The organism is Rhizobium sp. 32-5/1 (assembly GCF_029537235.1).
Lineage (GTDB): Bacteria > Pseudomonadota > Alphaproteobacteria > Rhizobiales > Rhizobiaceae > Pararhizobium.
This window is the reverse complement of sequence record NZ_CP120638.1, coordinates 758,026-782,252: the sequence shown is the minus strand read 5'-3', so window position 1 is coordinate 782,252 and position 24,227 is coordinate 758,026. Positions and strand designations below refer to the sequence as shown.

Annotated in this window: 21 protein-coding genes and 5 pseudogenes; 16 read left to right on the top strand and 10 right to left on the bottom strand. The window is 61.4% G+C overall.

The window, feature by feature from the left end:
- Positions 1–24: 24 nt before the first annotated feature.
- From P6U16_RS04075 to P6U16_RS04045, 7 genes are all read left to right on the top strand, one after another.
- Positions 25–681 carry an HD domain-containing protein gene (locus P6U16_RS04075; RefSeq protein WP_277702703.1) on the top strand — a complete coding sequence of 219 codons (657 nt, stop codon included), beginning with the start codon at positions 25–27 and terminating at the stop codon, positions 679–681.
- 93 nt (positions 682–774) lie between these two features.
- Positions 775–1,620 (top strand): MOSC domain-containing protein, encoded by an 846-nt coding sequence (locus tag P6U16_RS04070; protein WP_277702702.1) that lies wholly within the window; start codon positions 775–777, stop codon positions 1,618–1,620.
- Positions 1,621–1,760: 140 nt separating this feature from the next.
- Entirely contained in the window at positions 1,761–3,002 is a 1,242-nt protein-coding gene (locus P6U16_RS04065; RefSeq protein WP_277702701.1) for an MFS transporter, read from the top strand.
- A gap of 169 nt (positions 3,003–3,171) precedes the next feature.
- A complete protein-coding gene (gene nadA, locus P6U16_RS04060; RefSeq protein ID WP_277702700.1) occupies positions 3,172–4,254 on the top strand; it encodes a quinolinate synthase NadA in 1,083 nt (360 codons plus the stop codon).
- A 151-nt stretch (positions 4,255–4,405) separates the two neighbouring features.
- Positions 4,406–6,004, top strand: a complete 1,599-nt coding sequence (locus P6U16_RS04055; RefSeq protein ID WP_277702699.1) for an L-aspartate oxidase — start codon at positions 4,406–4,408, stop codon at positions 6,002–6,004.
- Between the two features lie 171 nt (positions 6,005–6,175).
- Complete coding sequence (nadC, locus tag P6U16_RS04050) at positions 6,176–7,081, top strand: carboxylating nicotinate-nucleotide diphosphorylase (protein WP_277703997.1); 906 nt, start codon at positions 6,176–6,178, stop codon at positions 7,079–7,081.
- 92 nt (positions 7,082–7,173) lie between these two features.
- Positions 7,174–7,686 (top strand): superoxide dismutase family protein, encoded by a 513-nt coding sequence (locus tag P6U16_RS04045; RefSeq protein WP_277702698.1) that lies wholly within the window; start codon positions 7,174–7,176, stop codon positions 7,684–7,686.
- 27 nt (positions 7,687–7,713) lie between these two features.
- On the opposite strand, the gene P6U16_RS04040 is transcribed toward P6U16_RS04045, so the two are convergent.
- From P6U16_RS04040 to P6U16_RS04005, 8 genes and pseudogenes are all read right to left on the bottom strand, one after another.
- Positions 7,714–8,688, bottom strand: coding sequence for an NAD regulator (locus P6U16_RS04040; RefSeq protein WP_277702697.1), 975 nt, complete (start codon positions 8,686–8,688; stop codon positions 7,714–7,716).
- Positions 8,678–9,185 (bottom strand): annotated as a pseudogene (locus P6U16_RS04035) (tyrosine phosphatase family protein). The gene P6U16_RS04040 and the pseudogene P6U16_RS04035 overlap by 11 nt, the downstream one beginning before the upstream one ends.
- A gap of 42 nt (positions 9,186–9,227) precedes the next feature.
- The gene (locus tag P6U16_RS04030) at positions 9,228–9,845 is read right to left on the bottom strand and encodes an HD family hydrolase (protein WP_277702696.1); all 618 of its coding nucleotides are present in this window, start codon (positions 9,843–9,845) and stop codon (positions 9,228–9,230) included.
- Positions 9,845–10,710 (bottom strand): annotated as a pseudogene (locus P6U16_RS04025) (folate-binding protein YgfZ). Before P6U16_RS04025 ends, P6U16_RS04030 begins: the two are co-directional and overlap by 1 nt.
- Before the next feature lie 83 nt (positions 10,711–10,793).
- A pseudogene (locus tag P6U16_RS04020) lies at positions 10,794–11,539 on the bottom strand (hypothetical protein).
- Between the two features lie 14 nt (positions 11,540–11,553).
- On the bottom strand, positions 11,554–11,823 hold the full coding sequence (locus P6U16_RS04015; RefSeq protein WP_277702695.1) for a hypothetical protein: 270 nt from the start codon (positions 11,821–11,823) through the stop codon (positions 11,554–11,556).
- Between the two features lie 126 nt (positions 11,824–11,949).
- Positions 11,950–12,402 carry a TIGR02301 family protein gene (locus P6U16_RS04010; protein ID WP_277703996.1) on the bottom strand — a complete coding sequence of 151 codons (453 nt, stop codon included), beginning with the start codon at positions 12,400–12,402 and terminating at the stop codon, positions 11,950–11,952.
- A pseudogene (locus tag P6U16_RS04005) lies at positions 12,399–12,817 on the bottom strand (NUDIX domain-containing protein). The gene P6U16_RS04010 and the pseudogene P6U16_RS04005 overlap by 4 nt, the downstream one beginning before the upstream one ends.
- Before the next feature lie 60 nt (positions 12,818–12,877).
- Between P6U16_RS04005 and P6U16_RS04000 the strand changes: the two are divergent.
- Positions 12,878–13,641: pseudogene (locus P6U16_RS04000) on the top strand (SOS response-associated peptidase).
- Positions 13,642–13,672: 31 nt separating this feature from the next.
- Here P6U16_RS04000 and P6U16_RS03995 read toward each other — a convergent pair.
- A complete protein-coding gene (locus P6U16_RS03995; protein ID WP_277702694.1) occupies positions 13,673–13,828 on the bottom strand; it encodes a hypothetical protein in 156 nt (51 codons plus the stop codon).
- Positions 13,829–14,232: 404 nt separating this feature from the next.
- Here P6U16_RS03995 and cysS point away from each other — a divergent pair, with 404 nt between their 5' ends.
- The 7 genes from cysS to rarD all read left to right on the top strand — a co-directional run bounded on the left by cysS (position 14,233) and on the right by rarD (position 21,162).
- Positions 14,233–15,732, top strand: a complete 1,500-nt coding sequence (gene cysS / locus P6U16_RS03990; RefSeq protein ID WP_277702693.1) for a cysteine--tRNA ligase — start codon at positions 14,233–14,235, stop codon at positions 15,730–15,732.
- 286 nt (positions 15,733–16,018) lie between these two features.
- Entirely contained in the window at positions 16,019–16,339 is a 321-nt protein-coding gene (locus P6U16_RS03985) for a DUF559 domain-containing protein (RefSeq protein ID WP_277702692.1), read from the top strand.
- On the top strand, positions 16,336–16,818 hold the full coding sequence (locus P6U16_RS03980; protein WP_277702691.1) for a GFA family protein: 483 nt from the start codon (positions 16,336–16,338) through the stop codon (positions 16,816–16,818). The genes P6U16_RS03985 and P6U16_RS03980 overlap by 4 nt, the downstream gene beginning before the upstream one ends.
- The gene (locus tag P6U16_RS03975) at positions 16,815–17,285 is read left to right on the top strand and encodes a GFA family protein (protein ID WP_277702690.1); all 471 of its coding nucleotides are present in this window, start codon (positions 16,815–16,817) and stop codon (positions 17,283–17,285) included. Before P6U16_RS03980 ends, P6U16_RS03975 begins: the two co-directional genes overlap by 4 nt.
- A 39-nt stretch (positions 17,286–17,324) precedes the next feature.
- Complete coding sequence (pip, locus tag P6U16_RS03970; RefSeq protein WP_277702689.1) at positions 17,325–18,284, top strand: prolyl aminopeptidase; 960 nt, start codon at positions 17,325–17,327, stop codon at positions 18,282–18,284.
- Between the two features lie 204 nt (positions 18,285–18,488).
- Positions 18,489–20,105 carry a citramalate synthase gene (gene cimA, locus P6U16_RS03965; protein WP_277702688.1) on the top strand — a complete coding sequence of 539 codons (1,617 nt, stop codon included), beginning with the start codon at positions 18,489–18,491 and terminating at the stop codon, positions 20,103–20,105.
- 109 nt (positions 20,106–20,214) lie between these two features.
- Positions 20,215–21,162 (top strand): EamA family transporter RarD, encoded by a 948-nt coding sequence (rarD, locus tag P6U16_RS03960; RefSeq protein WP_277702687.1) that lies wholly within the window; start codon positions 20,215–20,217, stop codon positions 21,160–21,162.
- On the opposite strand, the gene P6U16_RS03955 is transcribed toward rarD, so the two are convergent.
- Positions 21,163–21,783, bottom strand: a complete 621-nt coding sequence (locus P6U16_RS03955) for a TIGR00730 family Rossman fold protein (RefSeq protein ID WP_277702686.1) — start codon at positions 21,781–21,783, stop codon at positions 21,163–21,165.
- Between the two features lie 258 nt (positions 21,784–22,041).
- Between P6U16_RS03955 and P6U16_RS03950 the strand changes: the two genes are divergently transcribed.
- Complete coding sequence (locus tag P6U16_RS03950; RefSeq protein ID WP_277702685.1) at positions 22,042–24,111, top strand: LysM peptidoglycan-binding domain-containing protein; 2,070 nt, start codon at positions 22,042–22,044, stop codon at positions 24,109–24,111.
- Positions 24,112–24,227: the final 116 nt, after the last annotated feature.

Here is a 24,227-nt window from a genome sequence, read left to right as displayed (position 1 = left end):
GTAGACTCATGCCATGGATGACCGATGACCCGACTTGCCTCGCTGAGTGCCGCCTTTGCGCCGTTCGAAACGCTGGCTGCGCAATTGCTGCCTCATGCCTTCGCCGACGATGACGGTTCACATGATGCCGCGCATCTGATCCGTGTTTGGAAAAATACCCTGAAGATCCAGGCGCAGGAAGGTGGCGATCTGCGCATCCTCGCGGCTGCCGTTCTGCTGCATGACTGTGTTGCTGTCGAAAAGAACTCGCCCCTGCGGGCGCAAGCCTCGCGCCTGGCCGCTGAAAAGGCCTTCGAATTGCTTGACGAACTCGGCTGGCGCACGCCCGACATGGCGGCCGTGGCGCATGCCATTCTCACCCACAGCTTTTCCGCCGATCTGCCGCCGCAGAGCCTCGAGGCAAGAATCCTGCAGGACGCCGACCGGCTGGATGCGATCGGCATGATCGGTGCTGCCCGTTGTTTCTATATCGCCGGGCGCATGGGCAGCGGGCTCTACGATCCGCTCGACCCGCTGGCCGAAAACCGTGAGCTCGACGACAAGGCCTATGCCCTCGATCATTTCGAGGTGAAGCTATTCAGGCTGACGGAGGGTTTCAAGACCGCCGCCGGCCATACGCTGGCGCTGGAACGGCAGGAGAAGCTGCGCCGCGTGCTGGCCATGATGCTGGACGAAATCTAGGAAAATCAGCATGTTCGGACGATTGCCGGAATCCTTTTGCGATCGGCTTGAATCAATTCGCGAACGAACGCGCCAAGACAAGGGAAGCACGATATGAAGGTGAGCGGCCTCAACATCCATCCGTTGAAAAGCGGTCGCGCCATCCGGCGAGACAGCGTCTCTGTGCGGCGCGACGGACTGGTCGACGACCGCCGTTTCATGATCGTCGATCCCAACGGGAAATTCATCACCCAGCGCGAGTTGCAGGTTTTGGCGCAGGTCGAGGCGATGCCGGTCGAAGGCGGCGTGCATCTTGTCATGCAGGGCAACAGCCTGACGGCCGTTTTCGATGCGGCAAACCGCATGCACGTTACGGTCTGGGACGAGACAGTCGATGCGGCAATCGCGGATGATACGGCGAATGGCACGCTGTCTGGCTGGCTCGGCCGTCCGGTCAAGCTCGCCTTCATGGATGACCGGGCCGATCGCAAGGTGGGTGCCGAATGGGCCGGCGAGGCGGCGCCCGTCGGTTTTGCGGATGGTTTTCCGGTGCTGGTCACCACCACGGCCTCGCTTGCCGATTTAAACGTGACGCTGCTTGCCAAGGGGCAGGAACCGGTCGGCATGGACCGCTTCCGCACCAATATCCTGATCGAAAACGATGATCCCTGGGAAGAGGATTTCTGGGAAAGCATCGAAATCGGCGGCATCGTCTTCGACCTCGTCAAACCCTGTGCCCGCTGCATCATGACGACGCAGGACCAGGTGACAGGCGAGCGCATCGGCGGCAACCCGATCCAGGGTCTGGCCGAAAAGCGCATGTCCGCCGACCGCCGCGTCCCCGGCGTGCTGTTCGGCTGGAACGCGGTTCCGCGCAGCGAGGGCACGATCAATCTCGGTGACGAGATGCGGGTGGTGAAGGCGCGGCAGGAGCGCTGGCCGATGAAGATCCGGGGCTGATCGGCCTGTTCGTTCCGTGTAGGCACCGCCGCTCGACAAAACTCGCTTGATCAATTCCGGTGATGCAGCCGTCAATTTAATTGGCTTCCGTCGTCTTTAGCCTGCGGGTATCATCGCGCTTCAATCTCCGGAGCAGAGCCATGTCCGCCGTTTCCCCGTCCACCGCACGTGCATCGGCCGTCAGCCCTGGTTTGCCCTGGTTGATCATCATAGCCGGCTCGCTGATTGCCGTGCTCACCTTCGGCCCGCGTTCGGCCATGGGCTTCTTCCAACTGCCGATGCTGGCCGATACCGGTTGGGACCGCACCACCTTCGGGCTTGCCATGGCCTTCCAGAATCTGGCCTGGGGCGTCAGCCAACCATTCTTCGGGGCGATAGCCGACAAATATGGCTCCTGGCGGGTGCTCGCCTTTTCCGGGCTCGTCTATGCCGGTGGCTTGATCCTTATGGCCCATGCCGATGCGCCGATCTGGCTGCATATCGGCGGCGGCGTGATGGTGGGGCTGGGCGTCGGTGCCGGTTCCTTCGGCATCCTTCTGTCGGCTTTTGCCCGCAATGTTACGCCGCAGCAGCGTTCCATGGCGTTTGGCATCTGCACGGCGGCGGGCTCGGCCGGCATGTTCCTGTTCGCGCCGTTGAGCCAGGGGCTGATCTCGACCTATGGCTGGTCCGACAGCCTTGTCTATATGGGCATTCTGATGCTGCTGGTGCCGCTGTTTGCGATCCCTCTTCGTGGCAATTTCTCGTCCGGCAGCCAGAAGGAAATCCTCTACAAGCAGTCGATCGGTGAAGCGCTGAAGGAGGCCTTGAGCCACAAGAGCTACCTGCTGCTGGTCACCGGCTTCTTCGTCTGCGGCTATCAGGTCGCCTTCATCACCGCGCATTTCCCGGCCTATATCGGCGACATCGGCATTGATGCGCGCTATGCGGTGATTGCGCTGGCGCTGATCGGCTTCTTCAACATCATCGGTTCTCTGGCGGCCGGCTGGATTGGCCAGCGATATTCGAAGCCCTATTTCCTCGCTTATATCTATATCGGCCGCTCGATCGTCGTTTCGGCTTTCCTGCTGCTGCCGCAATCACCGACCTCGGTCATCATCTTCGCCGCCGTCATGGGGCTGCTCTGGCTATCGACGGTGCCGCCGACCAATGCGCTGGTCGCCATCATGTTCGGCACGCGCCATCTCGGCCTGCTCGGCGGCGTCGTGTTTCTTTCACACCAGATCGGCTCGTTCCTCGGCGTCTGGATGGGCGGCTATCTCTATGACCGCTTCGGATCCTACGATCCTGTCTGGTGGCTCGGCGTCGCGCTTGGATTGTTTGCGGCGGTCGTGCATTGGCCGATTGCGGAAAAGCCGGTCGAGCGTCCAGCCATGGCATAAGCATCGAAAATCCTGCTTCCCGCAGAAAGTGCGGGAAGCATTCTTGAAAAGCGTCACAAAACTTTCTAAATCTCATCCACCGGCACTGCCGGTTTTCTTTTGATCCTATTATGCTCAGAATGAGCAAAATAGGCTTTGCCACCGGGAGAGTGGCGGAAGGGAGAGGCCGATGACCACTTCGCAGCGGCTCGAAAGCACAATCACTCCGGCACTTGGCCCGATCTCGGCGGCCGAGCGTTTCGGCATTATCGAGCGCCCGGACCTCGCCTTCACGCCGGCAATCGCCCGCGAGACGGAGCATCTGTACGAGCGGGTGAAACAGTTCATCCCCGCCTTCGAGTGGCCGGTCTATGCCCCTTATGTGCACGCCATCAACCGGATCAAGAAGGAACGCGGCGCTGTCATCCTGGCGCACAACTACCAGACGCCGGACATCTTCCACTGCGTCGCCGATATCGTCGGTGATTCGCTGCAGCTTGCCCGCGACGCCACCAAGGTCGATTCCGAAATCATCATCCAGTGCGGCGTGCACTTCATGGCCGAGACCTCCAAGCTGTTGAATCCGGAAAAGACCGTGCTCATTCCGGATGGCAAGGCCGGCTGCTCGCTGTCGGAATCGATCACCGGCGCCGATGTGCGGTTGTTGAAGGAGCGTTATCCGGGCGTGCCTGTTGTCACCTATGTCAACACCTCGGCCGATGTGAAGGCGGAGACGGACATCTGCTGCACGTCGTCCAATGTTCTCGCAGTCATCGAAAGCCTCGAGAGCGACACGGTGCTCTGCATTCCCGACGAATATCTGGCGATGAACGTCGCCAAGCAGACGAAGAAGAAGATCCTTACCTGGAAGGGCCACTGCGAGGTACACGAGCGCTTCACGGCCGCCGAGCTGCTGGCCTACAAGGAAGCCGATCCGAGCATCGAGATCATCGGCCATCCCGAATGCCATCCTGATGTCATTGCCGTCTGCGATTTCGCCGGCTCGACCTCGGGCATGATCAATTACGTCAAAGACAAGCGTCCTGCCCGCGTGCTGCTGGTCACCGAATGTTCGATGGCGTCCAATATCCAGGCAGAAATCACGGGTGTCGATTTCATCAAGCCCTGCAATCTCTGTCCGCACATGAAGCGCATCACGCTGCCGAAGATCCTCGACAGCCTGCTGTTCATGACGGAGGAAGTGCTTGTCGATCCGGCGATTGCCGGCCGTGCAAGGCTTGCCGTCGAGCGGATGGTGAATTTGAAGCAGTAGGGCTTGGCGAGGGCTGTCTTCTCCCAGCGGGGAGAAGGTGGCCCGCAGGGCCGGATGAGGGGGCCACGCAAACAGAGTTTGCGGTACCCCCTCATCGCCTCGCAATGCTCGGCACTTCTCCCCGCAGGGAGAAGAGGGATGGAGAACTGAAATGCTGACCGACCATTTCCGCCCACAAACCTTCAACGGCATTGATGACATCGTCATCGTCGGCGGCGGGCTTGCCGGACTGTTCTGCGCGCTGAAACTCGCCCCGCGCCCGGTGACCGTTCTTGCTGCCGCTCCCATCGGCCATGGCGCCTCGTCCGCCTGGGCGCAGGGTGGCATCGCGGCTGCCATGGGGCTGGGCGATACCGTCGATAAGCATGTCGCCGATACGCTCACTGCCGGTGCCGGGATCGTCGACGAGAAGATGACGCGCATGATGGTGCAGGAGGGACCGGCCCGCATTCATGATTTGCTGGACTATGGCGTTCCCTTCGACCGCGATCTCGAGGGCAAGCTGTTGCTGTCGCGCGAGGCCGCCCATTCGGAGCGTCGCATCGTCCGCGTCAAGGGCGACATGGCCGGCAAGGCGATCATGGAGGCGCTGATCGCAGCCGTACGCAAGACGCCGTCGATCCGGGTACTCGAAGGCTATGTCGTCGAGGAACTGGTGCGCGAGGGGCGCTTTATATCCGGCGTCATTGCCAGGCCCGATGCCGGCCAATCGAAGAAGCGCGTGTCGTTTCCGGCACGCGCCGTCGTGCTTTGCTCCGGCGGCGTCGGCCATCTGTTTGCCGTCACCACAAATCCGACCGAGGCGAGCGGGCAGGGCGTCGGCATGGCCGCACGCGCCGGCGCGATCATAGCCGATCCGGAATTCGTGCAGTTTCATCCGACAGCCATCAATATCGGCCGTGATCCGGCGCCGCTCGCCACCGAGGCTTTGCGTGGGGATGGCGCACATCTGATCAATTCAGCCGGCCATCGTTTCATGCTCGACATTCATCCGGATGGCGAGCTTGCGCCGCGCGACATCGTCTCCCGCGGCGTCTTTGCCGAAGTGCAGGGCGGGCGAGGCGCATTTCTCGATTGCACCAAGGCTGTCGGCGCGCAATTCGCCGAAGCGTTCCCGACCGTCTACGCGTCTTGCATGGCCGCCGGCATCGACCCGGCCACGCAGCCGATCCCGGTCGTGCCGGCCGTGCATTACCACATGGGCGGCGTGCTGACCGATGGCGAAGGACGCACCTCGATCGACGGCCTGTGGGCAGCGGGCGAGGTCACCTCCACCGGCGTGCACGGCGCCAACCGGCTGGCGTCCAACTCGCTGCTCGAAGCCGTGGTATTCGCCGCCCGCATCGCCGATAACATCAAGGGCATGCTGCCGGAAGCGAAGATCAGCGACTGGGGCAAGAATGCTGGCGAAAACGACGATCCCGTCACGCTTGAGGACAGCCCATCTCTGACGCGACTGCGCCAAACCATGAGCGACAATGTCGGCGTCATCCGCTCCCGTGACAGCCTGGTCCGTACCATCCGCGAGATCGCCGCTCTAGAGCGGGGCAATACGCGGCTGCGCCTGACCAATATCCTGACGACGGCGAAGCTGATCACGACGGCAGCCTTTCTGCGTACGGAAAGCCGGGGCGGGCACTATCGCTCGGATTGCCCGGACACGGTTGACGGCTGGAAACATCGGACGTTCATCACGCTTCCCGAGGCTGACCGCGTGGTGGCCGAGGTTGCGGAAATGGCAGTTGTTTAAGAGTTCGCTTCTCCCCAGCGGGGAGAAGGTGGCCTGAAAGGCTGGATGAGGGGGCGGCATATTCCGGGATTGCGGAGAGCCCCCTCATCGCCTCGCATGTGCTCGGCACTTCTCCCCGTTGGGGAGAAGAGGCACCCTCCTGTTTGATACGGAAAGAATCCGCCAATGACCTTGACCGCCCTTCGCCCCGAACTGCCGGCCCTGATGATCGAGGATCAGGTGCGCGCTGCGCTGATAGAGGATCTTGGCCGCGCCGGCGATATCACCACCTATGCAACGATCGCGCCGGAAAGGACGGCGACGGCGGCGATGAATGCGCGTGAGCAGGGCGTGGTCGCCGGCATGGAGCTTGCGCGCAGCGCCTTTCGTCTGATCGATCCGACGCTGCGTTTCGAGGCGCTGGTGCGGGATGGTGACGCGGCATCTCCCGGCACGGCGCTGGCGCGGATTTCCGGCCCGGCCCGCGGCTTGCTGTCGGCCGAGCGCGTGGCGCTGAATTTCCTCATGCACCTCAGCGGCATCGCGACCTACACCGCGAAGTTTGCAGCAGAGATCGCCCATACGCGGGCAAAGGTCTGCTGCACCCGCAAGACCATCCCCGGCCTGCGGGCGCTGGAGAAATATGCGGTGCGGCTGGGCGGCGGCTCCAACCATCGCTTCGGCCTGGATGATGCCATCCTGATCAAGGACAATCATATCGCCGTTTCAGGCGGCGTGGCCGAGGCCGTGCATGCCGCCCGCGCCTATGTCGGCCATCTGGTCAGGATAGAAATCGAGGTGGACGGCCTTGATCAGATGCGCGCGGCGCTGACCGCCAATCCCGATGTCATCCTGCTCGACAATATGGGGCCGGACCTGCTGCGGCAGGCTGTTGCCATCAATGCCGCGCATTTCCACCTGTCAGTTGAAGATTATCCCTCGGACACACGCCGGACCAAGCTCGAAGCCTCCGGCAACGTCAATTTCCAGACGATCCGTGCCATCGCCGAAACCGGCGTCGATTACATCTCGACGTCCAAGATCACTATGGCTGCGCCAACGCTGGATATCGGGCTCGATGTGCTGATCGACTATTGATCGAGCCGCAACTAACCGATCGTCATCTCTGCTGGCCGGAACAGGCGAAGGTGTCAGGCGTTGTCCTCCTTTAACGGAAAAAGGAGATCTTCATGAAAACGCTGCTTTCAACAGCCGCCGCTCTAGTGCTGTTCGCGACGCCGCTGGCTGCCCAGCAGAGTTCACAGACCGCCATCGCCAATTTCGTCGGCAAGGATGGCAAGGAAAACGGCCGTGCCGCCCTGACGGATGCCGACAAGGGCGTCCTGATCGAGCTTGAAGTCTCTGACCTTCCGCCCGGCACTTGGGTCGCCTTTCACGTTCATGAAACCGGGCGGTGCGATCACGCCGATGGTCACAAATCGGCCGGTTCGCATTTTAATCCGGCCGAGGCCGAGCATGGTTTCCTTGCCGCGAAGGGGCCGCATGCCGGCGATATGCCGAACCAGTATGTCGGCCAGGACGGCGCGATGCGCGCCCAGGTCTTCAACGGCTTTGTCAGCCTCGACGAGGCGAACAATGGCATCCGCGGACGGGCGTTGATGATCCACGCCAAGGCAGACGACAATCGCAGCCAGCCGGCTGGCGATGCTGGTGACCGACTGGCCTGCGCGGTGATCGAATAAAGCAGGCGTCGCTTCGCCGCGGCGTCTTCAGCGACCGCCGACCTTTAGGCCGGGGGCCGGCCGCTCATCGAGGATCTGGCGGCGGAAGCGGAACAGTGCGGCCGGGCGCCCGCCGGTGGCTGATGTCAGCATGCCGGTTGGCTCGACCAGTTCGGCGCCTTCGACAAGGCGACGGAAATTCTGCTTGTGCAGGTGTCGGCCGGAGATTGCCTCGACGGTGGCCTGCAGGTCGGTGAGTGTGAATTCCGGTGGCATGAGCTCGAAGATCACAGGCCGGTATTTGATCTTGCCACGCAGCCGCGCGATGGCGGTTGCAACGATGCGGCGGTGATCGTGGCGCATCGTCTGGCCGGTTGCAAACAGCGCACGGAGCGGTGTGCGCCCGTCGATGACCGCCTCCTCGACAAGACCGGCTTCATAAAGCAGCTCGTAGCGCTCCAGCACGCGTTCCTCGTCCCAGGGAAAGTCGTCCAGCCCGAAAGCCAGGCGAATACGGGTGCGGCGGAGCGGCAGGCCGGAGCTTTCCTCCGGGCCTGTCTGTTTTTCCCATTCGATCAAGGCGGGCAGGATATGCTGGTCGATCATGACAGGTCTGCCCTGCCGCCAGTCCTCCCAGGGCAGATACCGGTACCAGTCGCGCCATTGCGCGCCGGCGTCCGCGAGCCGCGCGTTGCGCTCGTCGTCGGTTCGGGTCAAGGCGAGATAACCGACGGAAACGACGTGCAAGGCGGTTTCGCGGGGTGAACGGTGGCGGCCGCGATCGCCGAACGTATAGAGCTGCTCGATGTAACCAAGGTCGAGCGCTGTCTGCTGTTCGACGCTTGCCCTGAGACTCGTCTCGAAGGTGCGGTGCTGGGCGGGATCGAAGGGACCAAAGGGCAGGCCGTCGCGTCCGTCTCCATCATCGCTGACGGCAAGGATGCGCGGGCTGCGATGGGCAACGGAAACGACCGCGGCATTCAGGCCGATCTCCACCGTCATCGACGGCGCTTCAGCCGGCATCGGTCAAAACCTCCGGCTGGATGGCGAAAACGAAAGGCGCGTTGCCGTCGGCATCCGCGCCGCGGCCGATCGATTTGATCGCCGCAACCAGACGGCCCTTGCGATCCAGCAGGTGGTCGCCGATCTCGATCAGGCGGCTGTTGGGCGTGGCATAGGGGAGGAGGCCCGAAGCCGCAGCGCCAGCGCCTGATCGTCCTGATCGGGCGCGATGGCAAGGGCGGCAATTACGGCCGCCGCCGGTGACCGCGAGACGCCCATCCAGCAATGCACCAGAAGCGGCGTTGAGCGATCCCAGGCGCGGGCGAAATTGATGACCTCCACCACGTGTTCTTCCTGGGGGCAATCAGGTCGCCGGCCTTCTTGCCGGTGCCGCCGAAGGTGATGTCGTTGAGGCCAAGCACCAGATGACGGCTGGCGGATATCACCGCAGGGCGATGGAAGGTCTGCCCCTTGGCGAGAAGGCTGACCATCTCGCGACAACCGTGGCGGACGGCCATTTCCGCGATGCGCGAGAGGGGGCAACGATGATGTGCGGCATCTCAGGACACCGTCGACGCATGGGCGCGCTCGGCCTCGATGGCTGCGAAACGGGCCGCGAACAGGCGTTGCGCCTCGATCGCCGGCAGCGGATCTATCGGGATCATCTCGCGGGTGATGCCGCGCGGCTGGCCGAAGAATTTGCGGGCTTCCTCCAGCGAAAATCCGGCCAGCACCGTCGCCTCGAAATAGGCCGCGACCTGGTCGGCCTTCTTGATTTTGTCCTTCACATCCGCCGGCGTCAGTGCCGGCAGGCCGAAGCGCAGGTGAATGGCGCCCTCCAGCCGCTTTTCGACGGCCTTGTAGCCACCGCCGACCACCGCCTTGAACGGCGAGATCATGTCGCCGATGACATATTCCGGGGCGTCATGCAGCAGCGCTGCCAGGCACTCGTCTGCGGTGCAGCGGTTCATACGCCGGAAAATTTCCTCGACGACTAGGCTGTGCTGGGCAACGGAAAAGGCATGGTCGCCTTCCGTTTGGCCGTTCCAGCGGGCGACACGGGCGAGACCATGGGCGATATCGGCCAGTTCGACGTCGAGCGGTGACGGATCGAGCAGATCGAGGCGCCGCCCGGAAAGCATGCGCTGCCACGCCCGGGTAGAAATAGGCGCAGGCATCAGCCGCTCGCTTCTTCGGAAACGGTCGGGAAGGACAGGCCGGACCATGCGGGCAGGCTGAGCGTGACCGCTATATCGCCGGCAAGAATCGGTTCACCCTTGGCCATGGCTTCGCCGGCCTTGTCTATGCGCACGATCGCCAGACCGCTGTTGCCGAGCACGCTGCCGAGCGTGCCGATCGGGCGACCGTTGATCGTGATGGGGGTGCCGGTCTCCGGCAAACCGGCCTCTGCCCGCACGATCACAACACGCCGGCGTGCCGTGCCCCGGTGGTGCATGCGCGAGACCACTTCCTGCCCGACATAACAACCCTTCTTGAAGGAAAGCCCGCCGTTGAAATCCATCAGCACGTCATGCGGAAAGGCATCTTGCAGGGCATAATCCGCGCCGGAGACGGCAATGCCGTTTTCGATGCGAAGCCGCTCGAAGTCTTCCACGCTGGCTTCCGCATCCGGCACTTCCGCATAGTGGCGGAACACCGTTTCCCCCGTTTTGGCAAATCGCATGTCGCGGAAACCGGTGCCGGTATCTTCCTCCCTAAGTGTCAGCGAAACGGCGGCGGGCGCGTCGATGGTCAGCGTGATGGGCGCGCGCAGCCTGTACATGGTCAGCCGCTTCAACAAGCCATCCGCCTGCTCGGTGCCGGTTTCCAGACGTATTCCGGCATCACTATCGCGCGAAACGAGGAAATCAAAAGAATCTTGCCTTGCGGCGTCAACAGTGCGCCGGGCAGAATTTCGCCCGTTTCGAGCTTGCCCAGGTCGGTCGTGATCAGGTTTTGGAGGAAGGATTCGGCGTCCTGTCCCGATACGTGGATAAGGGCACGGTCGGAAAGGGCAGCGACGGGGGCGGCAATGGAGGGCATGGCGTTCATCCTGATCTGTGCCGTTCGGCTGACCAAACAGGTAGGATTTCGCAAGCGCCCGGGCAAGCTGCTTTACGGCAGCATCAGTCACCAGCGACGAAAAATTTCCATTCGCCATCGGCTGTGATGCCGACGCGGTAGAAGTTATAGGTTCCGAATTCCTGCATCCCTGCAAAGTCGCCGGCCGTCACCAGCCGAAACAGATCGACCTTTTCCGGTGGCGTCAGGGAGGTAAGCGGTTTTGCCGCAAAGTATGGCCAGACATACATGGCTTCGGGCGTGCCCTTCTCCATCTCGACAAAACCGGTCGACAGCACGTCCAGCAGGATCGCCAGGATTTCGACGCCCTCGCCATCACCGGACAGGCCCTTGAGCGTTGCAATGGGGTCTTCATCGCCCTCGCCAACGCTCACCTGCGTCTGCGTGTCGCCTTTGCCAAGCAGGGGCGAAGGCGCTCCATATCGCCGGAGGCTGCCGCTTCGACGATCAGTTCGCGCATGCGGGCGACGGCCTGGGGAATTTTCGAAACGTCGGAAAGTACTTCGACCGGGACCGCAGGCTCCACCGGCTCTTTATCCCCGTCGTTCAGCGCCTTGTTGACCAGCGGATCGGGCAGCGGAATTTCAAGCGGCACATCATCGGAGGGTTCGTCGCTGTCGGCGGGCTTTTCAGCGGCGCCGTCCTCGGCGGCCTGGCCGGGGATCGTCTTCAACTCGCTGAGGGCAAGCGCAGGCTGGGCAAATCCGATAGAGGAGAACGAAACGGCTGCGAACAGGAGCATACCGAGGCGAACCGCGATGATCCGGTTGGCGTGGGTCTGGCGTGTCATGACAGCCTCGAAGTTTATTGCAGCGTCCGTTCCGGCGAGAATTCCCCGGCAAGCATGCGCTCGCGAAGCGATTCCAGCATCGCCTCGGCACCGCCTTCACCATGCAGGCGTATCGTCTCGCGCATGGCCAGCGCAATGGCAGCGTCTGCAATGATTTCCGGCTCGATGCCATCAGCCATTCCATCCGCCCACGCTTCGTTCTGATGTTCAAGCGCAGCCTGCATTTTTTCATGAACGATCATGTCGTCGATGTCATTCAGGCTGGGTTCCATCATACGTTCCATGCAGATTTCACGCTCTTTACTCGCCCCGGTAAATCACCCGGCGCCACTTCTTACCACTCTCTTAATATCATTAGCAGCCTTTTCCCAAAACGACACGGGGTCCTGAAGAAAGAGGTTAATTTCCCCTTAATTTCCGAATCGCGCGACTATTTCCGAAGCAAGTGTTGCCCCTTCGGCACGGTATCGCTGCTCTGCGACAACCGCAGGTTCAGTACAGGTCGTATAAACCGAGGCAAACGTGCGGTAGCCGCGGTTGAAGGCGGCGGTAAAACGTTCGCGCCGGCGCACCTCGTTGGCCGCCTCCTGGTCGATCAGTTGCTGCATCGCCTGCCGCCAGCCATCGTCACCTTCGCCTTTGCACAGCGTGCGTAGATACTGCACCGAACCGAGAATTTCCGAGAGCCTGACCAGTTGCGGATCATAGGGCGCTGGCTTTTCCTCGGCGATAACAGGTGTTTCCACGGGCGTTTCTGCTGCGGGCTTTGCGTCCTGCGCGTTGGCACTGGAGGGCAAAAGCAGGAGCGCGCAGGCCAAAACTGCGCGGGCTTGGGTATGGAACGTCCTTCGATCGGTGGTCATGCGCACTCGCCCTGCAGTTTCGCCACGCAATGACGCACACTGTCCGGCACCGGCAGTGTGAGGATTTCGTCCGGCGTGTACCAGCCGATTGCGGCTGCATCGTCGCCGGCTATGGCCTCGCTGTCCGGATCGGCATCGACGGTGAAGACCGAGAGGAAAAATGCCGGGCCGTGACGCCATCGGCAGTCTGCGGCGGCAGGTCGTAGGTTTCGAACAGAATGGGGTTGCGCGCAGCGATCCCGGTTTCTTCATGGAATTCGCGCAAGGCCGTCTCCGCCGGCGTTTCTCCGGGCTCGGCCCGGCCGCCGGGGAAAGCGAACATATCCGCCGATGGCGGGTTGGCGCGCCGCACGAGAAGATAGCGACCGCCACGCTCAAGAACGGCGGAGGAGGCGAGTTGGGGCGAAGGGGGCATTTTCTGATCCGGTACTTTCAAATCGTTGACCCACCTTAGGCGAAATGCCATTTGAATGTCATGTGCGGACGATTTGCGCTGACAGCAAGCCCGAGGGACTTGCAGGATATATTCGGTCTTCTGGAAGTCGAGGGATTTCCGGCGCGCTATAATATCGCGCCGACGCAGCCGATTCTCATCGTCATGGCAGGCGAGCGCGCCAGTCCCGGCAGCAATCTTCCGGAGCGCAAGGCCATTCTTGTTCGCTGGGGGCTGACACCGTCCTGGGTCAAGGACCCGCGCGATTTTCCGCTTTTGATCAATGCCCGCGCCGAGACTGCTGCTGAAAAGGCATCCTTCAAGGCGGCCATGCGCCATCGCCGCATTCTCGTTCCGGTCTCCGGCTTCTACGAATGGCACCGGCCGCCCAAAGAAAGCGGCGAGCCCTCGCAAGCCTACTGGATCAGGCCGCGCAATGGCGGTGTCGTCGCCTTTGCCGGTCTGATGGAAACCTGGGCGTCGGCGGATGGCTCGGAGGTGGATACGGCCGCGATTCTCACCGTAGCCGCCAATACCACGATCGGCGAGATCCACGACCGCATGCCTGTTGTGATCAAGCCGGAAGATTTTCCCGCTGGCTCGATTGCCGCACGCAGGAGCCGCGTGACGTCGCCAACCTGATGGTTCAGGCGGAAGACGATTATTTCGAGGCGATCGCCGTCTCCGACAAGGTCAACAAGGTCGCCAATGTCGGCGCGGACCTGCAGACGCCGGTGACGCCGCGCCCGCGTCGCAATACAGAGCCTCAAGCTGCGCCGAAATCGACACAGCTCTCCCTGTTTTAACGTCATCAGGCAATGAACAGCGGGGGTGCCGTCAGGCCGGCAGCTTGGTCTTCGACGTCGCCTTCACCGGCTTTTTCTTCACCTGCAGGGCGGCAGCGAGAACGGCCTTCAGGCCAAGCGGGCGATATTGTTCGACAAGATTTTCCGCCGGTCGCGGGCTGTTCTTGTCGGTCTTGGTGGCGGACATTTCAAACTCTCCTATGGTGTTTCCCTAGATCGGGTCGCTTCGTTCCCGGATCATTTCTCCGAAAACGGCTTCCCTTATTGTTCCTGAGGAAACAGGCCAGATTATGCGGCGTTGTTTTCTCCGGATTCCGGTTGCTCCAGATAAGCGCAATCATGACAAAACAATGACCGTTTTGCCAGTATCGCAACATATCGAACTTGCGCCTCGCTGACCCCTTGACCACAAGTCTTGCAGGCGCGATAACGCTGCCCATGAAAACGATCATCTGCATCTGCCGGATCATTATTCGCTAGCGCTTCGCTGGCCTGGCCGTTTTCGTCTCCCAAAAACCAAGATGACAAACGCGACGGGCCAGCCGGACGGCTGACGTTTGATCGACGACGCATTTGGGAATGGAGACTGGGATGGAAGACCTGCCGGCATTGAAACTCTACAACACGCTGACGCGCGAGAAGGTCGATTTCCAGCCGATCGATCCCACCAATGTCCGCATGTATGTCTGCGGCCCGACGGTCTATGATTTCGCCCATATCGGCAATGCCCGCCCGGTCATTGTCTTCGATGTGCTCTACCGGCTGCTGCGCCATGTCTATGGCGAGGCGCACGTCACCTATGCGCGAAACATCACCGACGTCGATGACAAGATCAATGCACGGGCGCTACGCGATTTTCCGGACCTTCCGCTCAACGACGCCATTCGCGCCGTCACCGAAAAGACCGAGACGCAGTTTCTCGATGATGCAAAGGCGCTCGGCTGCCTCGATCCGACGCACCAGCCGCGCGCGACCGACAACATCGCGCAAATGGTCGAGATCATCGAAAAGCTGATCGCCAAGGGCCATGCCTATGTGGCCGCCGGCGAGGTGCTGTTCGACACGAAATCCATGGCGGATTACGGCCAGCTCTCCAAGCGTCCGCTGGACGAGCAGCAGGCCGGCGCCCGCATCGCGGTCGAGGCGCACAAGAAGAACCCGCAGGATTTCGTTCTCTGGAAGCTGTCTTCCGACAACGAACCCGGCTGGGAAAGCCCCTGGGGTCGCGGCCGGCCCGGCTGGCATATCGAATGCTCGGCGATGAGCGAGCGTTATCTGGGCCAGACCTTCGACATCCACGGCGGCGGCCTAGACCTGATCTTCCCGCACCACGAAAACGAAATCGCCCAGTCGCGTTGCGCCCATGGCACGGCTGTCATGGCCAATGTCTGGATGCACAACGGCTTCCTGCAGGTCGAAGGCCGCAAGATGTCGAAATCCGAAGGCAATTTCGTCACCATCCAGGAGTTGCTGCACACGGAGAAATTCGGGGGTCGCAAATGGCCGGGCGAAGTGCTGCGACTGGCCATGCTGATGACGCATTATCGCGAGCCGATCGATTTCTCGATCAAGCGGCTGGAGGAGGCGGAGAACCGGCTTCAAAAATGGAAAAGAGCCATTGGCTCCCTAATGGCTTACCAATTGATGCCGTCGCCTGATAAGGAAATGCTATCTGCGTTGTTCGATGACTTGAACGCTCACAGAGCCTTCACAAGGATGGACGCCCTATCCATCGCTGCACGCTCAGACGAAGAGGCTCGGTTGAGGCTGGGACAGTCATTGACATTTTTAGGGCTCGTAAAAGATGCGAAGCACTATCAAGATCAGCTAAGTGGAGCGCTTGAGCGGGCTGAGTATTCCAAGTATGCGGCTCAGTTTCAGACACCAGAGGATATTGCCGCTGCAGCCAAAATTTTTCCTATTCAAATCCTCAATCGGCTGATTGAGGGACGTCTCGCTTTCCTAGCAGCCAAAAACTTCGCTGAAGCTGACAAGATCCGCGACGAGCTGCTCGCCAAGGGCATCCAGCTCAAGGACAGCAAGGATGCAGCGACTGGCGAGCGCGTGACGACGTGGGAGGTCAAGCGGTAATGTTCTTTGCTGCGGCTACCCCCTCTGTCACTTCGTGACATCTCCCCCACAAGGGGAGAGATCGGGAGCCCGCGGCAACTTTCCCGCTGAGCGCTTCGACCTGCGGTTGACTGAGCCTGAGATGCTTGATTCCGCTGGGTTGTTTGCGCAATCTACGGACGAACATTCGGGGCGGGATGCTGGCCGCGATCGATCTCCCCCTTGTGGGGGAGATGTCACGAAGTGACAGAGGGGGTATCTTGCCGCATACGCCAGTCCCCTGAAAGCACGCGCAAATGCGCGTCATATGCGAAAAAACCTGACTGATGCTGAGCTGAAATTCTGGAACGCCGTGCGCGCCCATCGCCTCATAGGGCTCGGCTTCCGGCGTCAACTACCGATCGCAGGCTATATCGTCGATTTTGTCTGCGCGGAGCAACGCTTGGTCGTTGAGCTCGATGGATCGCAGCACGCTGTCGATCAGAATACGGCCTATGACGCCCAGCGGACAAAACGCCTTGAAACCGATGGATGGACTGTTCTGCGCTTCTGGAATGAGGATGTTCTGAAAGACATCGATGGTGTCTGCCTTCACATCCTGAAAGTGCTCGGAAAGGACCGATCATGACCAAACCCATCCAAACCGGCGGCTGCCAGTGCGGCGCGGTGCGTTTCCGGGTGAACGGCCAACTCGGCGATGCCTCGGTCTGCCATTGCCGCATGTGCCAGAAGGCGTTCGGCAATTTCTATGCGCCGCTCGTCTCCTTGCACAATGCAAAACTCGCCTTTACACGCGGCGAACCCAAATATTTCCATTCGTCGAATGCCGTCAAGCGTGGCTTCTGTGGCGATTGCGGCACGCCGCTATGCTACGAAGCACCGGATGGCATCGGTCTGGCAATCGCCGTCTTCGATGATCCAGAAACCATCGTGCCGAAGATCCAGTGGGGCATCGAGGGCAAGCTCTCCTACGTCGATCACATCCCGGACCTGCCGGGCGAGGATACGATGGCCGATCAGGATGCGGTCTCCTTTCTTGCCACCCTTGTTTCCTACCAGCACCCCGATCACGACACCGAAACCTGGCCACCGGAGAAATTCAAATGACAGAGACCGTTCGAACCGGAGGCTGCCAGTGTGGCGCCGTGCGTTTTCGCATTCATGGGGCGTTGGGCCGCCCGTCGATCTGCCATTGCCGCATGTGCCAAAAGGCATTCGGTGGCTTTTTCGGCCCACTGGTCACGGTCAAGGGCGAGACGGAATGGACACGCGGCGAGCCGAGTTATTTCCAGTCCTCGATCAATATCGCCCGCGGTTTCTGCGCCGCCTGCGGCACGCCTTTGACCTACAAACACCCCGGCGGCCTCGAAATCGCCATCGGCGCCTTCGACGATCGCTCCGATCTGATGCCGCAGATCCAGGTGAATTTCGCCGCCCGCAATGCCTGGGTGACCGAGATTTTCGACCAGCCGGTGCATGACGATCCCGATTTCTACATGCGCCAGGAAGCGACCATCTCTTTCCAGCATCCGGATCACGACACTGAAGTCTGGCCGCAGTTTCCCGACGCCTGAAGCGTAACCATTCGACCGATTGATTTGAAAGCAGACAGCATGACCGAAATCCTCCGCACACTCTATCCGGAAATCGAACCCTATGCCTCCGGCCACCTCGATGTCGGCGACGGTCATGTGATCTATTGGGAGCGCTCCGGCACCCCCGGCGCCAAGCCGGCGGTTTTCCTGCATGGCGGCCCCGGCGGCACGATCTCGCCAAAACATCGCCGCCTGTTCGACCCCAAGCTCTATGATGTGACGCTGTTCGACCAGCGCGGCTGCGGCAAGTCCACGCCGCATGCCGAACTGGTGGCCAACACGACCTGGCATCTGGTTGAGGATATCGAGCGCCTGCGTGAAATGGCCGGTGCCGGAAAATGGCTGGTCTTCGGCGGCTCCTGGGGCTCGACACTGGCGCTCGCCTATGCCCAGAAGCATGCCGAGCGGGTGTCCGAACTGGTCGTGCGCGGTATCTATACGCTGACGAAAGCCGAGCTCGACTGGTATTATCAGTTCGGCGTCTCGGAAATGTTTCCCGACAAATGGGAGCGCTTCATCGCGCCGATCCCGGAGAATGAGCGCCACGAAATGATGCATGCCTATCACCGGCGCCTGACCAGCGACGACCGGGCAACGCGTCTGGCCGCCGCCAAGGCCTGGAGCATCTGGGAAGGTGAGACCATCACGCTGCTGCCCGAGCCCGCAACCTCGACGCCCTTCGAGGACGAGGACTACGCGCATGCCTTCGCCCGTATCGAAAACCATTTCTTCGTGAACGCCGGCTGGCTGGAGGAGGGGCAGTTGCTGCGTGACGCCCCCAAGCTCCACGGCATCCCCGGCGTCATTGTCCATGGGCGCTACGACATGCCGTGCCCGGCCAAATATGCCTGGGCGCTGCACAAGGGCTGGCCGGAAGCGGAGTTTCACCTGATTGAGGGGGCAGGGCACGCCTATTCGGAACCCGGCATCCTCGACCGGCTGATCCGGGCGACGGACAAGTTTGCGGGGAAGAATTGATATGACTGCGTATCCCGTTTGCACCCCCTCTGTCACTCCGTGACATCTCCCCCACAAGGGGAGATCATTCGCGAGCTTTTCGACGTCCCAAAATTGGCGGGCACAGAGCCAGCGGCCGATCTCCCCTTGTGGGGGAGATGTCGGCGTCGCCGACAGAGGGGGTATGCGTCCGCATAAACCGGCCCTCGATCTGGAATCACACCCATGACCCGCGAACGCATCTACCTCTTCGACACCACCCTGCGCGACGGCCAGCAGACGCCTGGCATCGACTTCTCCGTCGAGGACAAGATTGCCATTGCCAAGATGCTGGACGAATTCGGTATGGACTATGTCGAGGGCGGCTATCCCGGTGCAAACCCGACCGATACGGACTTCTTCCAGGCGAAGCGGACACAAAAGGCATGCTTCGTTGCTTTCGGCATGACCAAGCGCGCCGGCGTCTCCGCCTCCAACGATCCGGGGCTGGCGGCAATCCTGCAGGCGAAAAGCGACGCGATCTGTCTTGTCGCCAAGAGCTGGGACTATCATGTCCGCGTCGCTCTTGGTTGCACCAACGCGGAAAACCTCGAAAGCATCAGTGCCTCGGTCTCGGCCGTCGTTGAAAGCGGCAAGGAAGCGATGATCGACTGCGAGCATTTCTTCGATGGCTACAAGGCCAATCCCTCTTATGCGCTGGCCTGCGCCAAGGCGGCCTATGACGCCGGCGCGCGCTGGGTCGTGCTCTGCGACACCAATGGTGGCACGCAGCCGCCGGAAATCCGCGATATTGTTTCAGCCGTCATCGCCCATGGCGTGCCCGGCGCCAGTCTCGGTATTCACGCCCACAATGATACCGGACAGGCGGTGGCCAATTCGCTCGCCGCCGTCGAGGCCGGCGTGCGCCAGATCCAGGGCACGCTGAACGGCATCGGCGAGCGCTGTGGCAATGCCAATCTGGTGACGCTGATCCCGACGCTGGCCTTGAAGGAGACCTATTCCAGCCGGTTCGAGACATCGATCGATCCCGACCGGCTGCTGGAACTGACAAAGCTGTCGCATTCCTTCGACGAACTTCTCAACCGCTCGCCCGATCACCAGATGCCCTATGTCGGCGCCTCGGCCTTTGCGACCAAGGCCGGCATCCACGCTTCCGCTCTGCTGAAAGACCCGCGCACCTATGAGCATGTTACCCCGGAATCGGTCGGCAACCTGCGCAAGGTCATGGTTTCGGACCAGGGCGGCAAGGCCAACTTCATCAACGCGCTGAAGCGGCGCGGCATTCTGGTTGCGAAAGACGATCCGAAACTCGACCAGCTGATCTCGATCGTCAAGGAACGCGAGGCGACCGGCTATGCCTATGAAGGCGCGGATGCCAGCTTTGCCATCCTTGCCCAGCGCATTCTGGGATCGGTACCGGCCTTCTTCCATGTCGACAGTTTCCGCGTCATGGTCGAGCGCCGGTTCGATGCCAACGGCAATCTGAAGACCGTGTCGGAAGCCGTGGTGCGTGTCGTGGTCGATGGCGAAACGACCATGTCGGTCGCCGAAGGCCACGGCCCGGTCAACGCGCTGGATCTCGCGCTACGCAAGGATCTCGGCAAGTACCAGTCGGAGATCGAGGATCTGGAACTGGTGGACTACAAGGTCCGCATCCTCAACGGCGGCACCGAGGCGATCACCCGCGTGCTGATCGAATCCGTCGACGGCACCGGCGCCCGCTGGTGGACCGTTGGTGTCTCCGACAACATCATCGATGCCTCTTTCCAGGCGCTGATGGATTCGATCGTGTTCAAGCTTTTGAAGAATCGCGATCACGCGGGGTTGGCGGCGGCGGAGTAGGCGGATGGTTTCGTCGGCCTGATCATCCCTTCACCGAAATGAATTGGTGCATTCATGCACCTTGGCGTACCACGGTCCGAAACAGACAAGAAATTCGGGATGAAACGCCATGGCTGAAGCGAGCAAGACCACCCAGGTCCCAACGGGCGATTCGCCGCGCGGTTTTGCGTTTGCGCTGACGGCCTATCTTCTCTGGGGTTTCCTGCCCTTTTTCATGAAGGCCGTTTCGCATATTCCGGCGTCTGAAGTGGTGGCGCACCGCATTGTCTGGTCTGTGCCGCTGGCGGGTCTCGTGCTGCTCATTCTTGGCCGCACCGGCGACATCAAGCTTGCGTTGCGCTCGCGGCGTACTTTGATGATGGCCATGCTGACGGCGGTCCTGATCACCATCAACTGGGGCATCTATGTCTGGGCGATCGGCGCTGGTCGTGCGCTGGAAACCGCACTCGGATATTATATCAATCCGCTGTTTTCGATCTTCCTCGGTGCCGTGCTTCTCAAGGAAAAGCTCAATCCGGCCCAGATGGTCGCGATCGGGCTGGCGGCCATCGCCGTCGTCGTTCTCGCCTTCGATGCCGGAGGCTTGCCCTGGGTGTCGCTGGCGCTGGCCGTGTCCTGGGGGTTCTATGCTTTCTTCCGCAAGACGCTGCCGGTCGGCCCCAACCAGGGCTTCTTTCTCGAGGTCCTGCTGCTGAGTGTGCCCGCGATCGGTTATATCATCTATCTGGAAGCGAGCGGCGAGGGGCATTTCGGCGACACCGGCATGGCCGATGTGCTCTGGCTCCTGGCCTGCGGCGTGGTGACGGCCATCCCGCTGATGATCTATGCCAATGGCGCCAAGCTGCTTCGTCTCTCGACCATCGGCATCATGCAGTATATCGCGCCGACGATGATATTCATCATCGCCGTTTTCGTCTTCCATGAGCCCTTTGGCACATCGAAGCTCATCGCCTTCGTCCTGATCTGGGCAGCGCTTGCGGTCTATTCGACCTCGATGATCATGGAAAGCCGCGCGCGGCGCGCGGCCTTGCTTCACCCGGCCCAACCGGCGGAGTGATTACAGCCGCTTGATGATGCCGGCCTCGCCGTCGCGATCGACTTCGCCAGCCCAATGGGCCATGATGGCAGGCACGATCTCGTCTGGATCGTCGATGACGATCGGTTGGACGAGGTGGGCCGTGTGGATGAAGCCCGCATCTGCCATATGGCGGATCAGTTCCATCAGCGGATCCCAGAAGCCGTCAATATTGGCAAAGATCATCGGCTTGCGGTGACGACCGAGCTGCGCCCAGGTCATGATCTCGACGATTTCTTCCAGCGTGCCGATGCCGCCGGGCAGTGTGACGAAGGCATCGGCACGCTCGAACATCTTGTGCTTGCGATCGTGCATGTCGGGCGTGACGATCAGTTCGCTGAGCTGGCCAAGAGAATGTCGGGTGGCCTCCATATCCATCAGAAATTCTGGTATGATGCCGGTCACGCGGCCGCCATGGGAAAGAACCCCGCTTGCGACAGCGCCCATGATGCCCTTGGTGCCGCCGCCATAGACGAGGCGCAGGTGGTTTTCGGCGATGGATTTGCCCAGCCTGCGGCCGGCATCCATGTAGGACGGATCGCGTCCGGGCTGGGAGCCGCAATAGACGCAGACGGATCGAATCGGGACAGATTTTTCGCTCATGGCCCGAAAAGACATTGGTGTGCCGCAGGCGTCAAGAAAAATGCGGCAAAAAGAGCCCGGCAGAAGCCCAGCCACATGCGAGAATGCTTGTGGAAAGCATTGGAAATCGTTAGCAATTTCAGGGACGAACTGAAGAAGTGGCGTGGATTGCTTGCCGCGGGGTCAAGAACCCGGCTAAAGCGCGACGCCCATGCTGGGGATGCCCTTGTCTGCGGTCTCAAGAGGTCGTGAAGGTTTAGGGTCCGTTTGGAGATGTGCATGCTGAAGAACAAGGCCGGCTGGGTGGCCCTTATCGTCCTGGCGATCGCAACGGTGTTGATGATCTTCTTTGTCATGCCCAATCTGAAAGGCATCAAGGATCAGCCGACGGCCGAGACGCCGGCTACGGGCGATGCAAAGCCTGGCGATACGACAGCTGCCGATGCCAAGGGTGCGCGACCCACGGCGACGACGGAGACGGCCGAAAAGCCCGCGGATGCAACGACGCAGCCTAAAACGGATGCGAAGCCGGCTGAAACCGCGGCAGTCGATCCGACGGCAGGCTGGACCATTCCGGGCTTCGACGTATTGCGCGTTGAGCCTGATGGTTCGACCGTCATTGCCGGCAAGGCTCAGCCGGGCACCAAGCTTGAGATCATGAACGGCGATACGGTCATCGCGACCGCCGACGTCGGCTCAAGCGGCGATTTCGCCGCCGTATTCGACAAGCCGCTTGCGGCAGGCGACTATCAGTTGACGCTGCGCAGCGTCGGTGACGCTGGTGCGTCCAAGACATCGCAGGAAGTGGCGACCGTTTCGATCCCCAAGGATGGCACGGGCGAGCTCCTCGCCATGGTGTCCAGGCCCGGCGAAGCAAGCCGGATCCTCACGACGCCGGATGCCAAGCCGGCGGAGGATGCCCAGGCATCGACCGATACAAAGCCGGCGGAAGCCGCATCCACGGAAACCGCCGCCGCAACCGATCAGCCTGCGGCGGACCCCGCCGGCGCAAAAACGCTGACGACGCCCGCGACGGACACGGCCGATGCCGCCACCAAGGCCGCACCGACCGGCACGGGCACGGCAAGTGGCGATACCGCCAAGGCAACCGCTGGCGAAACTCCGGCTGACACTGCCCAGGCTGACACTCCGGCTACGGATACGTCCAACACCGCGGCAGCAACGACGCCCGCGTCAGGCGCGACGTCGGGCAAGTCTGAGGTTGCAGTCTCCGCCGTCGAGATCGAAGGTCGGAAAGTCTTCGTGGCCGGCAGCGCCAAGCCGGGCTCGATCGTTCGCATTTATGCGAATGACGTACTCGTCGGCGAGATCAAGGCGGACGAGCAGGGCCGCTTCGTCGTCGATGGCACGCTTGATCTCGCGGTTGGCAATCATACAATCCGCGCCGACATGCTGTCTGCTGATGGCAGCAAGGTTGAGTTCCGCGCTTCCGTTCCGTTCGATCGTCCGGAAGGCGAGCAGGTTGCAGCTGTTGCCCAGCCGGATGCGTCCGGCAGGATGGCATCCTTCGACGGAGGTAGCTTCGATGGTCTGCGAGCCGAGGCAGGCAAAGCTCTCGCCATCCTGAAAGGATTGTTCGACGGCGGCAAGGTGCCGAATGCCGAACAGCTCGCCGCTGCCCGTTCGGCAACCGAGATCGCGTTGAACTCGCTGGCCAATTTCAAGGTTACCGGCACGCTGGATGCCAGCATTGGCGAAGTGGCGGCCAGGACATCGACAGCCGCATCCGAAGCGCTCGCTCTGCTGAAGGCCGTGCCGCAGGATGCCGCCAGCGTTTCGGCGGCGCTGGACAAGATCGAGGCCGCTGTCGGATCCGCGCTGATGCCACGCACGGATGGAACCGGCGCCTCCGCGACCGATACCACTCCTGAGGTTGCTGTTACACCGGCGCAGGATACGGCCACGGCAAATCCGGCTGAGACGCCGGCAGATGCCACAACCCAGCCGGCAACGACATCCACCGAGCAGGCGGAAACGCCTGCTACACAGCCCGAAACGGCAGCCGACGGCCAGTCTACGGATGGCAGTGCCTCGTCGGCTACGGCAAGCAGCGAACAATCCACCACAGGACCGGAAACGGTCGAGCAGGCGCCGCTGAAGCAGAGCAAGACCTCAGTCATCATCCGTCGCGGCGATACGCTCTGGCAGATTTCACGTCGCGTCTATGGTGCGGGTGTGCGCTACACGACGATCTATCTGGCCAACGAAGACCAGATCACCGATCCGAACCGCATCCTGCCGGGTCAGGTCTTTGGCGTTCCGGACGAGGCCATGTCGGAGCAGGAGTCGGAAGCCATTCACCGCAAGCGTCTGACGCAAAAGCCGTAAGCGGTTTTTCCAACGCGCTCCATTGCAGCGTGCTATCCGCGAGCCTATTTGATACAGAAAGCGGCGTCTTCCCCAGACGCCGCTTTTCATTGAGACCTGCAAAGGCAAAGCACAGT